Below are 14,346 nucleotides of genomic sequence, written 5' to 3'. Positions count from 1 at the left end.
GACCTCCACATCAAGCCACGGAGGCGAAGCGACAGGGTCGAGGAACGGGGAGCTTTATCCTTGGACCCGCCACCAGGCCCCCGTAGCTCAGTGGATAGAGCAGGCGCCTTCTAAGCGCTTGGCCGCAGGTTCGAGTCCTGCCGGGGGCGCACGTCTCAGCCCTCCCGCCTGGGAGGGCTTTTTTGCTGGTCAGGGTGGGTTCGGGCTGACGCGACGAAGCCCCGGACGCCCTCTCGATGATCAAGGGCGGACTCCGGGGCTGTCCGGCTGTCACCGGGCTTTCGCGGGTGGCCGTGTCGAATACGTGTCGGAAGTTCTCGACCGGAGGAAGATCAGCCACCGTCCGGCACCTCCGCCTCCGGCAGGTCCCCCGGCAGGTCTCCCGCAGCTTCCAGTCGCCGTCGGAGGTCCGGCAGCTGCCCGTTCGCCGCCCGGTGGGAGACTCGTTACGTGCACTGCGCCACGCCCGACGGATGACGGAGCCGGCAAGGAGGCCATCTGAATCGCCGTGGCGCAGCAGACCACCTGGCCGGAGTCGCCGTGCGGATCAGCACATCGCACCACTGGACGTCGGCGTCGGGCTCGGGCGGGGCCGCGTCCTCCACGCGCATGGCTACGGCTTCCGCCAGGCGAGGGCCGCAGGAGTACAGCGTGGCGAAGGAGGCGGGGAGCCGCTTGCCACCGCGCCGCACGGCGCCGTGTCCAGTCCAGGATTGCCGCCGGCTGCTCGGCATTGGGCACGGCCCGCTCGTCCACGGCGTTCGTGGTCCTGGTGGCGGCTGTCGAGGGCGCTCTATGGCACTGCGAGGGCAACCGCTCCTCGCTGAGCAGAGACTCGACGGGACGCGTATGTGTCAGTGCACCACTGTCCGCTGGGGCGCTTGGGAAGTCGCATTCGCAAAACGGCTGGGAGGCGCTGCCGGCGGCATGGATCCCCGCGCAGCACATCGGCCGCCTGAGCGGTACGGTGTGCGGCATTTCGATCGCCTGTTCTGCGATCGCTGACCCATCAAGGGGGTTCCATGAAACACCGTCGCCCGCGCCAACGGCGCAGAGGGCTCGCCAGAGCGGTCGGTACGGCGGGTGCGCTGGCCGTGGCGCTGGGTGCAGGGATGACACCGGCGATGGCCGCCGGGAAGACGTCCGACAAGCCTGCGGCCACCGGGTTCTCGCCCGACCAGACCGACCCGAAGACGCCCTGGGCGCCCGAGAACGACGAGGCGCCGCTGGACCACAAGGCCGTCCACCCCGATGCCCTCGCGTCCGGCCGCACGGACACATCCGGTCTGCAGCTCAACATGCCCGCGCCGACCGGGCCGTACAGCGTGGGCATGGTCGGCCTGCACCTCATCGACAAGTCCCGTACGGATCCGTACGTGTTCGGCAACACTCCTCGCGAGTTGATGGTGTCGCTCTTCTATCCGGCCACCGCCACGTCCGGGCACTACCAGGCGCCGTGGATGCCGTCGATCTCCGGCGCCCACTTCCTCGCCTCGCGCGGGCTGTCGCCGCAGGAGGTGACCCTGCCGAGGACCGCGGGCCATGTCCTCGCGCCGGTGAACACCAAGCTCGGCAAGCTGCCCGTCCTGCTGTACTCGACCGGGCTGCACTCGGACCGCGCGATGGGCACCGCCCACGCCCAGGATCTCGCCAGCCGCGGCTACCTCGTCGTCATGGTCGACCACACCCACGACGCCAACGAGGTGCAGTTCCCCGGCAACCGGCTCGAGGTCAACACGATGCCGGCGGGCGCCCACTCCTCCGACACGCTCAAGGTGCGCGCGGCCGACATCCGGTTCGTCATCAACCAGCTCGGCACGATCAGCAAGGGCGGCAACCCGGACCCCGGCCACCCCACGCTCCCCACCGGGCTGTCGGGCGCCGTGGACATGTCCCGGATCGGGATGTTCGGCTGGTCGCTGGGCGGCGGGGCGGTCGACACCGCCATGCAGCTGGACACCCGTATCAAGGCCGGTGCCGACCTGGACGGCCAGTTCTTCGGGACGGCGCCGAGCAAGGACCTGGACCGCCCCTTCATGCTCTTCAGCTCCGGCACCCACAACCGCAACAACGACGGGTCCTGGCGCACGCTGTGGTCGCATCTGAAGGGATATCGGGTCGACATCCAGCTCCACGGCGCGGCGCACCTGTCGTTCAGCGACAACGAGTGGATGGTGCCGCAGGAGGCGGGCCTGCTCGGGCTCTCCCAGGCCCAGCTGCAGCAGCAGTTCGGCACGATCGATCCCGACCGAGCGGTCAAGGTCCAGTCCGCCTACCTCGCCGCTTTCTTCGACCAGGAGCTGCGCGGCAAGCACAGCACCCTGCTGGACGGACCGTCCAAGAGCTATCCAGAGATCTCGTTCGTCCGCTGACCGGCTGTCGGCCGTACAGCTGACCGGTCATCCGAAGGGCGGGTCCCGTTCGCGGATCCGCCCTTCGGCGTGTCGGGAGGGGCCGCCCCGCATGCGCCGGCGATCACCAGGGGCCCCGCTCGCACTGGGCGTCGTTGCCGCCTGCGGCAGGTGGCACCTTGCTGGCGCGCCAGTGGCGGCGTCCTGGGCGGTCCCAGGTCACCCGACGCCGACCGACAACGGCCGAAGTCCACGGTCTCCGGCCAGGTCGGAGTCGTGGGCTTGGTCAGCGTCACTGGTCAGCGAGACCGGTGATCAGTAGACCAGCATGTCAGGCCGCACCGAGCAGGCCGTAACCGCCCAACGCAGCCGCCCCCTTCAGAAGCGATGAGGACCGCTCACCGCCCGGTGGTGACCACGGCTGGTTACCCCGCGGAGCACGTCCCGCAATGCCCTGGTCCGCTCCTCGGCCAACCGTCGCAAGGAGACCCGTGGTTCGTACGATGCCATCATCGTCGCGTCCGCTCCTCATCGGTCACTTGGTGGGTGGTGCGGTCACTTGGTGGGTGGTGAAGACTGCTTCGCTGCGATCGCCTGGAAAGGCCGGAAGGGCGGCCTCGACAACTCGCCCGGTGGAGTCCGTCGCGACGCGTGCGATCGCAAAGACTGCCCCGTCAGAGCGGGTCCTGGGGGCCGATGCTTCGTCCGGTGTCGGTGGGCGGGCACATACCGTCTCCCGGACAGCTGTCGGCGGTGCGCCGGTCCGCGCGGCGACTGTCCCTCATGGCCGATGCGGAGGAACGCGGCGAGAGGACTGCCTGTCGGCACCTTCAGCAAGGTCGTCGGCCGCCCGTTTACCAACATCAACGGCCGCATGGCAAAGGAAACAGCGGAGCGCCTTCCAAGCGCTTGGCCGCAGGTTCGAGTCCTGCCGGGGGCGCTCACGCACAGAACGGCCGTTTCGCCGAGAGCCGCGCGTCAGGATCGAGATTCGGCCTGATGGGGGCAGTGAGGCGTGTGAGTCTCGTGAGGCGAGACCCAGGCGCGGCGGAGTCCCAGGGGAGACTGCGGGGTCGGCGGCGGTCCGCTCGCCCTCGCCGCTGACCATGGATTCCGGCGTCGCTCGCCTTCGTCGTCTGCGTGAAGATCGGGGTTCGCTCGCCCGGGCGTCAGTCGCTCCGGCCGGGGATGGACACTTGTTCCGTCCGGAGAAGGCGACAGATGTCCGAGGGGAGAGACGACGTGCGACTTCGCTGTGCGGTGCTGGACGACTTCCAGGGTGTGGCCACCGAGTTGGCCGACTGGTCGGTGATCGAGGACGAGGTGGAGGTCGTACCGCTGCGGGAGCACCTGGACGGCGAGGACGCCCTCGCCGCTGCGCTCGCGGACTACGACATCGTCGTCACGCTGCGCGAACGTGTCCCCTTCCCGGGCTCCTTGCTCGGCCGCCTGCCCCGGCTGAAGCTGCTCATCGCCTCCGGCATGCGCAACACCGTGATCGACTACGCCGCGGCCGAGGCGCGGGGCGTCACCGTGTGCGGTACGGCCAGTTCGGGCACTCCGCCGGTCGAGATGACCTGGGCGCTGCTGCTCGGTCTGGCCCGCGGGATCGTCGAGGAGAGCACCGCGCTGCGCACCAACGGCCCCTGGCAGTCCACCGTCGGTGCCGACCTGCACGGCCGCCGGCTGGGCCTGCTCGGACTCGGCCGGATCGGCAGCCGGGTGGCCAGGGTCGGACTGGCCTTCGGCATGCGGGTGGGCGCCTGGACCCCGGGCCTCACCAAGGAGCGCGCGGCGGAGGCGGGCGTCGAACTCGCCGCCTCCAAGGAGGAGTTGTTCGCGGAGAGCGACTTCGTCTCCGTCCACGTCGCGGCCCGCGGAAGCACCCGGGGACTCGTCGGCGCCGCCGAACTCGCCCTGATGAAACCGACCGCCTACCTGATCAACACGTCCCGCGCGAGCGTCGTCGACCAGGACGCCCTGCTGGCCGCGCTGCACGAGGGCCGGATCGCGGGCGCCGGCGTGGACGTCTTCGACATCGAGCCGCTGCCCGCCGACCACCCGATGCGCACCGCTCCCCGGCTCCTCGCCACACCCCACCTCGGTTACGTCTCGCACGCCAACTACACGACGTACTACCGCCAGGCGGTGGAGGACATCCAGGCCTACCTGGCCGGGTCCCCGATACGGCTCCTGTCCTGAGCCCCGCCCCCTGACACGTGCCGTCCGGCCGCACGCGGAAGAGCGCCTGGCCCTGCGTGCTCGGCCGGATCGGCCCGAGCCGGTCACCGCTTTGGGCGGCCGGCACGGCCAGACACCGTGACGCGGTATGAATGTCGCATCATTCGCCTCCCCGTCAATCCCGGCTGCTGCCGGTCGGCGGCCGGCCCGAGCAGGTGGCGCCGGGGCGCATCGCCCATTCAGTCATGGATCAGCGATCGAGCGGTGCCGCCGGGCCCGCGCCCGCGCGCGGCCCGCCGGGCGGCCTGGCGAGGCCGGTCCGGCCCCGGTGGCTCGCGGCGTACGGCGGTGCGGTCCGGCCGCGGTGGCTCACGACGTACGGCGGTGCGATCCCGCCGCGGTGACCCACGGCCTACGGCGGTGCGGCCCGGGCGTCGCGGTCGGTTTCAGCTCACTCGGGCAACGCCCAGGGGCAGTTGGGGGCGACGGTGTCCGCGGCCGGTGTGCCCCGACGAGTATGCGTTCGCCGCGCCGGGTGAGCAGTGGGCGCGCCTGCACCGGGCATGTCCGCCCGCGCGGCCGTTCCGGAGTTGGGCCCGGGCGGTGCGTTCGTCCTGGCTCTCGTACGGCACGCCGGGCCGGTTGCGGCTCGTCCTCGCCTACCCGCGCGGCGAGTTGGTGGCCGCGGCGCCGCTCGCGCGCGTCCACCACCCGCCGCGTCGGCGCCGGCGGTGCCCCTCCATGGTGCATTCACCGAATGCTCGATCTGCTCCTGGACGAGGAAGCGGCCGGGCGGGCCGTTCGCGTGTCGTGAGCCCTGCCGGGACCGAGCCATCGCCGCGGCGGGCCGTCGTCAACAGGCTTTTCCAGCAGGCGCGCCACCCGGCCCGGCAGGCCCTGCGCGGACGGGCCCGGTCCTCCGTCCGCGGTGACAACGGCAACCCTCAGGGGCCGAAGGCACCTGGCCTGCCGTAAGAGCCGGTCGGCCAAGGCGGCCGAGTCCCGGAGACCGGTTCCGGCCCGCCGGGCCCTGAGCGGCCCGAACTCCCGGCGCGGGCAAGGACATCAACGGCGACAGGGGCCGCGATGCGTCGTACGGGTGTTCTTGCCCCGGCGACGGAATGGACCGCGTATGTCGCAGCCGATCCGCGGCGCCGGACGCTCCTACATTTCTGATGCACCTGTCACATTATTCTGTGCTAATTCGGGAGGAGTAGTGCTTTGGTAGGAGTAGCTCAGGAGCTGAGCGGTGCCGAAGCCCCGGCGGTGACGTCACCGCCTCCGCTCGCCGGGAAGATCCGGGCCGAGCGTTCCGCCGGCGCCCGCGCCAAGCGCACGCTCGACGTCGCGCTCTCCGCGCTTCTGCTGATCGCCTTTCTTCCCCTGATGGCGCTCATCGGTCTCGCGGTGGCCGTCAGCAGTGCGGGACCCGTCACCTACCGGCAGGTTGGGGACGGCATGGGGCAACGATCGTTCGACATGCGGAAGTTCCGCACGATGTACGAACTCCCGCAGCTGATCAACGTGCTGCGGGGCGACATGTCGCTGGCGGGGCTGTGGCAGGTGTCGGGCCGCTCCGGCACCACCACCGACGAGGCGATCCGGCTGGACCTGCAGTACATCGACCACTGGAGCCTGCGGTTGGACCCGCTGATCCTCCTGCGCACGCTGCCCGCCGTCCTGCGAACCAGCAATGCGCGGTGACCCGCGCGGCCTGGCGCAGGAGGGCGGGCGGCCCACTGTCCTGCATGTCGCGGAGGCCTGGGGCGGCGGGGTGCAGACGGCCGTCAGCGACTACGTGCGGTCCGTCCCGGAGGTGCGGCACCTGCTGCTGATGTCCGAACGCCCCGGCTGCCAGGTCGCCGACACGGATGCGCTCTTCGACGGCGTGTGGCGGATGCCGCCCGGACACGTCGCGCGGATCCGCGCAGTGGGCCGGCTCTTCCGTGAGCTGCGGCCGGACGTGGTCCACGCCCACTCCTCGCTGGCCGGGGGGTATGTGCGCCTCGCTCCCGCCGTGCCGACGGACCGCATCGTCTACACCCCGCACTGCTACGCGATGGAGCGCGGCGACCTCGCGCGGTACGCGGCGGCGGCGGTGCAGGCGGTCGAGCGTGTGCTGTCCCGGCGTACGGGCACCGTGGCGGGTGTCAGCCCCCGTGAGGTCGAACTCGCCCGCTCGCTGCGCAAGCGTCAGCGGGCCGTCCACGTGCCCAACCTGGTGCCGCACCGGGAAGCCGCGACGGCCGTCCCGCCGTGGCCGAGGACGGAAACCGGAGCAGGCACCGGCGACGGCGACGGTCTGCCGCCGCGGACGGTCGCCGCCGTCGGCAGGCTGTGCCGGCAGAAGGACCCCGGCTTCTTCGCGGAGGCGGCGGCCGAAGGGCGGCGGCTGATGCCGTCGAGCAACTGGTTCTGGCTCGGCGGCGGCGAATCCGCCCACCGCGCGCGGCTGGAGCGGGCCGGCGTGACGGTCACCGGCTGGCTGGACCACCGCTGCCTGCAGCGACTGCTCGCCCAGGCGGACGTGTACGCGCACACCGCGCTGTGGGAAGGGGCGCCGATGACGCTCCTGGAGGCGGTGGGGCTGGGCCGGCCGGTGGTGGCGCGGCGCATCCCGGCCCTGGAGTCCCTGGGCCTGACCGGTCTGGTCGACACACCGCGGGAGCTGGCGGCGGCGGCCGTCGCCGTGCTGACGCGGGGTCCCGGCGCGCAGACCGACGCGCGGCTGGACCAGCTGTTCGCCGAGCACACCCCGGAGCGGCAGCGCATGATGCTGCGGTACGCCTACGGCCAGTGACGGACGCCGACCGCGCCGGACGGAGAGACGGCGGCACGGCGAAACGGCGGCACGGCGCACGGCGACAGCCGGCACGGCGGCACGGCGCACGGCCACAGCCGGCACGGCGGCAGCCGGCACGGCGCACGGCGGCACGGCAGCAGCCGGCACGGCGAAACGGCGGCAGCCGGTACGGCGAAACGGCACACGGCGTCACACAGAAGAGCGCCGGCCCCTCCCCGCGGTCCTGGGGACGGTCCGGCGCTTTCCGTAGTGTGCGGCTGAGTGTGCGGCGCGGCCGGTCAGAGCGCCTTGCTGTTGCACCCCATGTCCGAACCGAGGTGGGTCTCCTGCGCGCCCGGGTTCCCCTCGCCGTTCAGCAGGTTGCCCGCCAGGCCGTTGACGGCGCCGACGCTGCCGAGCACATCGATGTTCATGTCGTGCGAGCGGCACTCGATGCCCTGGGTGACGTCGAGGTCGTCATGGCCCGGCTCGCCGTGGGCGAAGGCGGTGTTGAGGCCGAGCGTACCGACACTGCCGAGGACGGCAGCACCCACGAGGACGGCCTTGTGGAACGTGCGCATTACTTCTCCGTTGGTCGAGCGGATGCGATCTGCGCGTCACGAGCGGCAGATCGAGGGGGGACGGCGGACATCGCTGCGCGCGGTCAGCCGATTCGGGGAAGGCCCAGCTGGCCCACGGGAGGCGCCGCTACCTGCCCGAGGCCGAGCGGGGACACCTGCGGTTCGTCCGGCGCGACCAGCGGGTTGACGAGCGGGTTCACCTGAGGGTTCACCTGCGGGTTCACCTGGGGGGCGACATGCGGCGGGGCCTCCGTCGCGCCGAAGGTCTGGGGCACGGCGACCTGCGGGGCGACCCGCGGCATGACCTCGGGCGCCGACTGCGGGCTGACCTGCGGCACGACCTGCGGCGCCGCCTGCTGGGGCGCGGCGGCCTGCGGCGCGGCGTACGACGGGCCGGAGGCCTGCGCGGCGCCTCCCGAGGTGGCCGTGGCGCTGGCGCTGGCGGCGTGCTCCTGCGGCGGCGCCGGCGGAGGCGGAGGGGCCTGCATCGCCGGGGGAGCGTACGGCTGCGGAGCGGCGGCCTGTGCGGCGCCCGTCGAGCGGGACATCGCCTGGGCCTGCGGGCCGCTCGGCGGCGCGTACTGGGGAGCCGCGTACTGCGGCGGCGCGTACTGCGGAGGTGCGTACTGGGGAGCCGCGTACTGGGGCGGCGCGTACTGCGGAGGTGCGTACTGGGGCGGTGCGTACTGCGGCGGCGGGTACTGGGGAGCCGCGTACTGCGGTGCGGGGTACTCAGGAGCCGACGCTGGAGCGGCACCGCTGTACCCCGCGGGATAGTCGGCGGCCTGGCTGACGCCGGCGCCGATGGCGGACAGACCGCCGGCCGCTGCTGCGACGAGCGCGGCCTTGTGAAGCTTGCGCATGGAACCCTCGGCCCTTCAAATACCTGTACAGGGAAAACCGTTGTATTCGGTGCGGTCTCGCGTGCGTACGGTGTGATGGTCGTACTGCACCGCCAAAGGGATAACTCCTGGGCTGCACGCGGACTTACGCCGGAGCCGGCAGCGAATTCCCTTGCCCTCCGTGATCCATGATCGCTGCCCTCTCCCTGCTGGCAACGACTTCTCCCCCGACCCGGTCACGGGACGCTGAACGGCGTCACCCATTTGCCATTGACCGCCGGACGCGCCGGACCAGGATGGCAGAGGGGGCCGGAACAGGCCGTCGAGGCACACAGAGCCTGGGGCAAATGGGTGACCGGGGCCCGGTGTCCGTATCCGTTTCGCCGTTCGTCTCGTTCCCCACTGGGCCAGGGCGATGGTCCGCCGCAGCCGTACAGGGCAGCAGGAAAAAGCAACACCGGCACCAACTCACCAGTATTTCCCAAACGTTCCGAGCACAGGTCAATGAAGGGCCGAGGGTTTCATGCGCAAGCTTCACAGGGTCGCGCTCGTCGTCGCAGCAGCCGGCGGTCTGTCCGCAGTCGGTGCCGGCCCGAGCTCCGCCGCTCCCGACTACAGCGGTGGCGTCCCGCTCCCCGTCTCGCAGCCGGACGCCCAGGCGGCTTCGGCGACCTCCTCCCAGGCCAGCGTGCAGACTTACGGCTCACCGGCCCCGTATGCGGCCCCGCAGCGCGGTGCCGAGGTCACCCCGCAGGTGAACCCGAACCTGAGCCCGCAGCTCAACCCGCAGATCTCCCCCCAGGCGGCCCCGCGGTCGGGAGGTGGCCTCACGGGCCAGACCAACCTCTTCCGCCCGTCGCAGGAATGCAGCCCGCAGTCCCTGCTCAACGCGGCCGTCCCGGTCGCCCTGCTCGCCGCGTCCGAGACCCACGGCATCGAGTGCAGCCAGGCCAACTACCAGTCGAACGCGCTCGCCCACGCCAGCGCGCACTAGGACCACCGGACGGCCGCAGGCCGACGCCCGCGCGGGCCCTTCGAGGAGCACCCTCGAGGGGCCCGCTGGTATGCGATACGGCTTTCGGGTGCTTTTACCGGGAGATCAAGAAACCGGCGCGTCGCTGTCCGTTTTGGGTTATTTCCTATTAATCTCCGTGACTGTAAGAAAGCGATCTGCGACAGATCGTGACCCCTTCACTCCACCGGAGAAGACATGCACAAGCTTCGCAAGGCCGCCGTCCTGATCGCCGCCGTCAGCAGCATCGGACTCGTGGGCGGCACCGCCCACGCCGGCGGCCAGGAAGGCGGCGGCAAGGGCGGGGAGGGCGGACGCTTCAGCGTCCTGCAGAGCTCCAACTGCAAGTCGCACGACCTGAACCTGGACGTGCTCGGCGAGGTCGGCATCCTCAACGGCCTGCTGGGCAACGCGCTCAACGGCGAGGGCGACCCGGGCGCCCAGGCCACCCACATCGGCTCGACGATGGGCTGCAACAACAGCGCCTTCTAAGCGGGACCGTCGCGCCGTCGACAAAACAGAAAATAATCCCGGCACCGAGCCTCAGGCCCGGTGCCGGGCCCTTTTTTGTGCGGCAATGAGCATTCAGGGTGACAAGGAATTCAGAATTCGGCGCGTCGCTGGTTGTCCTCGGTATTTCTTATTAGCCTCCGTAACCGCACGAAGTCGATCTCTCACGGATCGCAACCACTTCACTCTCACCGGAGAAGACATGCACAAGCTGCGCAAGGCCGCCGTCCTGGTCGCCGCCCTCGGGAGCGTCGGGCTCCTGACCGCCGGCGCCGCCCACGCCGACCAGGGCTGGGGCAAGGGCGGGAGCGGCACCCGCTTCAGCGTTCTGCAGAGCACCACCTGCAGGTCCCACGACCTCAACGCCGACATCCTCGGCGAGGTCGGCATCGCCAACGGCCTGGGCGGCAACCTGCTGAACGGCGAAGGCGCCCCCGGCGCCCAGTCGTCGACCCTCGGCTCGTCGATGGGCTGCAACAACAGCGTCGGCAAGTAAGCCGGACCTTCGTCCCCGGTGCCCCGGCCACAGGCCGGGGCACCGGGGACTTTTCCATTACCGCACCGGAAAAGCGAAATGCCGGACCGGGAACGATCCCGGTCCGGCAGGTGCCGGTCGCGCATCAGAACGTGAAGTGAGGCTTGTCGAAACGGGGCCTCTGGAAGCCCTTGGGCAGCTTCACATGGTTGGAGCAGTCCAACACCGGCCCGACCTCCTCGGATCCGCCGTGCAGCAGCTGGTCGTCGGGAAACACCACGCGCGACCGGTCGGCGGTCAGGCAGTCCCGGGTCTGGTGGATGACGTGCTTGCCGTGGTCGTCGCTGCGGGTGTCGCTCTTGCGCATGCAGACGACGCCGCCCGAAGCGGTGGTCCGGCACTCGCCGCCGGGTTCGCCGGCGTGCGCCTGCGCGGCGCCGGCACAGATCACGGCGAGACTTCCGACCAGCCCCGAGAGGGTGGCGACCTTCTGTCGAGTGAACATGTCGTGCGTTCCTTTGCGATTGGGTGCAGGAAGCGAGCCGGCGCCGCCATTGACGCAGCCCGGACGCGCTCCCTGAGGGATCTGCCGCGCGTCCGGGCTGCCTTCGCATGGGGTGTTACTCAGCACACCGGTGAACAAGCCGAGTTGGTCCGGGACAGGAGGTCCGAGTTCGTGCGATGTGCCTGTCGTACTTGATTACTGGGCGTCGGTCGGGGCGGCGTACTGGCCGTAGCCCTCCTCGGGGGCGTCCTTGTGCTCGCCACCCTTCTCGCCCTTCTCGCCCTTGTCGTCATCGTCGTTGAAACCGCCCCACGTGGCCACGGCGTTGGAGGTCGAGTTGGCGACAGCGGTGATGGTCGGAGGGGCGACGTCGTCGTGGTCCTGACCGCCGGCGAAGCTGACGCCGATACCGAGGGTGGACAGCCCCGCAACCGCCGCCACTACGACCGCAGCACGCTGAAACTTACGCATGGTTTGACCCTTTCTTAACCCGGGCGGACAGCCCTGGTTGACTACGTGCCGTGAGCTTATACACACAGTCCGTAGCAATTTGGGATCTTCGCTCCATACGCCGTGTCGTCTCAGCGCACCGCGTCCAGTGGAAGTTTCCGTCCCGGACACTCAGACCAGACCGGGCAACTCCACCTTGCCGTCAGCCTTGTCGGGTGCGCCTGACGTCGTGTTGGAACAGGTGACCTGCGGTCCGATCTTCACACTTCCACCCCCCAGGGCGGCGGGCATGGTGAAGGGCTGCGTGGGCAGGCAGTTCTCGTAGTGGGGGATCGCGCCGTCCTCGGGAATCTCGCCCTGGATCCGCTGAACGCAGGTGACGTTGCCCAGGATGTCCTTGGTGCAGGTACCCGGGCCGGCCGCGGTGTGCGCCTGGGCCACCCCGGCGCAGGTCGCGGCGAGGCCGCCGATGAGCCCCGAGACGGCCGCGATCTTCTTCGTGCTGAACATGGCTTGCGTTTCCTTTGTGAGGGGCGCCGGGCACCGTGCGCCACCGACCGGGCGTGAAGGGAACCCTTCGGGAAGGGCCCGAAGGGTTCCGCGGAAGGCGTCGCGCGTGCTGACGCCGTCGACCTCAGCCAGAGAAGGCGTTGTTGAACTGACCGCAGGTGGTGTCCAGGGTCTGAGCAAGTCCGAGCACGCCGATCGGGAGATCGTTCTCGGCCACCGTCTGCGGGCTGCACTCCTGGTAGGGGCGGTAGAGGTCGTTGACCTCCAGCCCGCCGCGCTCATGAGCGTAGGCGGTACCGGCGCCGGCACCGATGGCGGACAGACCGCCGGCCGCCGCCACTGCTGCGATCACGACCTGCTGAAGCTTGCGCATGGAACCCTCGGTTCTTCATTGCTTGACGTCGAGGCTGATTGCCTACCGTGACTTAGCGAACACTAGCAGTAGCCAAGTGCGGTATTCCACTTTGGCGGATATCCGTGTCTAAAAGGGGACATGAGCGCTCGGGTTCTTCCGGAGAAGGACAACTGGCGCCGCAGCACTGCCGATTGGTATCGGATACGCCAACGCGGCCGGAGAAATGGGCAGTTGTTCGCGGAACGGCCGCACGCCCCGCCCCGGTATTACGAAAATGTCGGTTCCGCGGTCCGCTGACGGCGTTCCGCCGGCACCGACACCACGAGGTCCCGCAATCCCTCGATGTAGCGCCGCATGTTCTTGTACGCGACGTCGGTGTCCGGGTAGCGGCAGGCGAACCACAGGCCCTCGTGCAGCCGCGTGACCCAGGCGCACACCTGGTCGCCGTACGACACCCGGATCAGCCCGTACGCCTTCTGCTCGGTCCAGCGGGCCGAGCCGGGGATGAGGCGGGCGTCCGCGTACGAGACGATCGAGTACATGTCGGGCGACGTCGGGCGGAAGTCCGAGCCGAGCAGGCGCAGTACCCGGGCCAGCGGAATGCGCGCCAGCGACCGGTTGGCCTGCAGCTCGGCGCGGACCGCGGTGAGCGCGCCGTCGAAGTCCCGGGTCGCGGGCACCTCGATCGGTGCCCCGCCGACGTACCAGCCCACGGAGTCCGACCACGCCGACTTCACCCGGGTGTGGAAGGGCACCACCGTGCGGTAGACCGGTTGCCCGCCGAGCTGGTGCACCAGCAGGCTGGTCGCGGCCAGCACGCCCACCATGCTGCCGCCGTAGGGCCTGCAGTACGTCTCGAACGCGGCGGCGGCGTCCGCGTCGACGAGCGGCTCGCGCAGCAGCTTCTGGGTGGGCAGTACGCCACCGGGTCGCAGCCCGAGATCGACGGGGAAGTCCGGGAGCTTTCCGCCGCACCGGGCGATGAACTCCCGCCAGCGGGCGACGATCGCGTGGGTGCCGTCGATGTCGTCCGCGTTCGCCCGTTCCTGCTCGCAGAAGTCGACGTAACTGCCCACGGGCGTACCGGCCGTGGTCCGGCCCGTGGTGCCCGCCAGGTACAACTCCCGGATCTCGTCCGGGATGCGGTAGAGGGAGTAGGCGTCGACGTTGGTGTGGTCGAACGCCAGGTACACGCTGGTGGAGTCGTCGCGCAGGACGGCCGCGTAGATGAGGTTCGGCCAGCCGAGCGCGTCCGCCGCGACGTCGAATCGGTCCTGCAGATAGCGGACCAGCGTGTCCGCGTCGGCGAAGTCACCGACCACCTCGCGGCGCAGCGCCACGTCGTCCTCGTCGAGGGTGAACCGGTGCATGTCGTCACCGGTCCATCTGAAGCCGCTGCGCAGCGTCTCGTGCCGCAGTGTCCAGCCGCGCAACGCCTGTTCCAGCGCGTCGAGATCGGCTCGGCCCGGCAGATCGAACGACGCACCGATCCAGGTCGGCACGAACAGGCCGTCGTCGCGCACCGAGCGCGCGGTCCTGATGTGCGACTCCTGGATGTACGCCGGCGGCCGCGGGTCGGGGGGCAGCGCTGCCGCGGCCGCGACCGTCGCCGGGCTGAACGTCCACTCGACGAGCCGTCCGGGCCGGACTTCGCAGCGCTGAATGTCAGAAATTCGCACGGGGGCGTCTCCTTCGCAGAAGACCCAGACTTGATCACGGGGGAGCCGTGCGCGAGCGGCGGTCGCCGTGTCGCCGGCTTTTCAGCGGGACGTGTGAGGCCTCGAACGGCGAA

Annotated in this window: 14 protein-coding genes, 2 tRNA genes and 1 pseudogene; 9 read left to right on the top strand and 8 right to left on the bottom strand. The window is 70.3% G+C overall.

Going from position 1 to position 14,346, the window contains the following annotated elements; all coding sequences use genetic code 11:
* The first annotated feature begins 76 nt into the window (after window positions 1–76).
* Window positions 77–149 (top strand) — tRNA-Arg (locus ABB07_RS25015).
* Window positions 150–1,022: 873 nt separating this feature from the next.
* Complete coding sequence (locus tag ABB07_RS25010; protein ID WP_244189506.1) at window positions 1,023–2,372, top strand: alpha/beta hydrolase family protein; 1,350 nt, start codon at window positions 1,023–1,025, stop codon at window positions 2,370–2,372.
* Window positions 2,373–2,886: 514 nt separating this feature from the next.
* Here ABB07_RS25010 and ABB07_RS41790 read toward each other — a convergent pair.
* Window positions 2,887–3,060 (bottom strand): annotated as a pseudogene (locus ABB07_RS41790) (hypothetical protein); the annotation flags it as partial.
* A gap of 160 nt (window positions 3,061–3,220) precedes the next feature.
* Between ABB07_RS41790 and ABB07_RS25000 the strand changes: the two are divergent.
* The 4 genes from ABB07_RS25000 to ABB07_RS24985 all read left to right on the top strand — a co-directional run bounded on the left by ABB07_RS25000 (window position 3,221) and on the right by ABB07_RS24985 (window position 7,332).
* Window positions 3,221–3,291: transfer RNA gene (locus ABB07_RS25000), tRNA-Gly, on the top strand.
* A gap of 302 nt (window positions 3,292–3,593) precedes the next feature.
* Window positions 3,594–4,553 carry a D-2-hydroxyacid dehydrogenase family protein gene (locus ABB07_RS24995; protein WP_208903610.1) on the top strand — a complete coding sequence of 320 codons (960 nt, stop codon included), beginning with the start codon at window positions 3,594–3,596 and terminating at the stop codon, window positions 4,551–4,553.
* 1,200 nt (window positions 4,554–5,753) lie between these two features.
* Window positions 5,754–6,236: a sugar transferase gene (locus ABB07_RS24990; RefSeq protein ID WP_244189505.1), complete on the top strand. Its 483-nt coding sequence runs from the start codon at window positions 5,754–5,756 to the stop codon at window positions 6,234–6,236.
* Window positions 6,226–7,332, top strand: a complete 1,107-nt coding sequence (locus ABB07_RS24985; protein ID WP_208900809.1) for a glycosyltransferase family 4 protein — start codon at window positions 6,226–6,228, stop codon at window positions 7,330–7,332. The genes ABB07_RS24990 and ABB07_RS24985 overlap by 11 nt, the downstream gene beginning before the upstream one ends.
* A 281-nt stretch (window positions 7,333–7,613) precedes the next feature.
* Here the strand turns inward: ABB07_RS24985 and ABB07_RS24980 are convergent, their stop codons facing one another.
* Both ABB07_RS24980 and ABB07_RS24975 read right to left on the bottom strand, forming a co-directional pair.
* The gene (locus ABB07_RS24980) at window positions 7,614–7,895 is read right to left on the bottom strand and encodes a hypothetical protein (RefSeq protein ID WP_208900808.1); all 282 of its coding nucleotides are present in this window, start codon (window positions 7,893–7,895) and stop codon (window positions 7,614–7,616) included.
* Between the two features lie 83 nt (window positions 7,896–7,978).
* Window positions 7,979–8,758, bottom strand: coding sequence for a hypothetical protein (locus ABB07_RS24975; RefSeq protein WP_208900807.1), 780 nt, complete (start codon window positions 8,756–8,758; stop codon window positions 7,979–7,981).
* A gap of 502 nt (window positions 8,759–9,260) precedes the next feature.
* Between ABB07_RS24975 and ABB07_RS24970 the strand changes: the two genes are divergently transcribed.
* From ABB07_RS24970 to ABB07_RS24960, 3 genes are all read left to right on the top strand, one after another.
* On the top strand, window positions 9,261–9,731 hold the full coding sequence (locus ABB07_RS24970) for a hypothetical protein (RefSeq protein WP_208900806.1): 471 nt from the start codon (window positions 9,261–9,263) through the stop codon (window positions 9,729–9,731).
* A gap of 216 nt (window positions 9,732–9,947) precedes the next feature.
* Window positions 9,948–10,241, top strand: coding sequence for a hypothetical protein (locus ABB07_RS24965; RefSeq protein WP_055705018.1), 294 nt, complete (start codon window positions 9,948–9,950; stop codon window positions 10,239–10,241).
* Window positions 10,242–10,461: 220 nt separating this feature from the next.
* Entirely contained in the window at window positions 10,462–10,755 is a 294-nt protein-coding gene (locus ABB07_RS24960; RefSeq protein ID WP_208900805.1) for a hypothetical protein, read from the top strand.
* Window positions 10,756–10,879: 124 nt separating this feature from the next.
* On the opposite strand, the gene ABB07_RS24955 is transcribed toward ABB07_RS24960, so the two are convergent.
* The 5 genes from ABB07_RS24955 to ABB07_RS24935 form a co-directional block, all read right to left on the bottom strand.
* On the bottom strand, window positions 10,880–11,239 hold the full coding sequence (locus ABB07_RS24955; protein ID WP_244189504.1) for a hypothetical protein: 360 nt from the start codon (window positions 11,237–11,239) through the stop codon (window positions 10,880–10,882).
* 195 nt (window positions 11,240–11,434) lie between these two features.
* Complete coding sequence (locus tag ABB07_RS24950) at window positions 11,435–11,710, bottom strand: hypothetical protein (RefSeq protein ID WP_208900804.1); 276 nt, start codon at window positions 11,708–11,710, stop codon at window positions 11,435–11,437.
* 150 nt (window positions 11,711–11,860) lie between these two features.
* Window positions 11,861–12,199 (bottom strand): hypothetical protein, encoded by a 339-nt coding sequence (locus tag ABB07_RS24945; RefSeq protein WP_208900803.1) that lies wholly within the window; start codon window positions 12,197–12,199, stop codon window positions 11,861–11,863.
* A gap of 124 nt (window positions 12,200–12,323) precedes the next feature.
* Window positions 12,324–12,572 (bottom strand): hypothetical protein, encoded by a 249-nt coding sequence (locus ABB07_RS24940; protein ID WP_055705022.1) that lies wholly within the window; start codon window positions 12,570–12,572, stop codon window positions 12,324–12,326.
* A gap of 248 nt (window positions 12,573–12,820) precedes the next feature.
* Complete coding sequence (locus ABB07_RS24935) at window positions 12,821–14,233, bottom strand: condensation domain-containing protein (RefSeq protein ID WP_208900802.1); 1,413 nt, start codon at window positions 14,231–14,233, stop codon at window positions 12,821–12,823.
* Between the last annotated feature and the right edge of the window lie 113 nt (window positions 14,234–14,346).

Origin of the sequence: Streptomyces incarnatus (assembly GCF_001027185.1) — a bacterium.
GTDB lineage: Bacteria > Actinomycetota > Actinomycetes > Streptomycetales > Streptomycetaceae > Streptomyces > Streptomyces puniciscabiei.
This window is presented reverse-complemented; position numbering and strand designations above follow the sequence as displayed.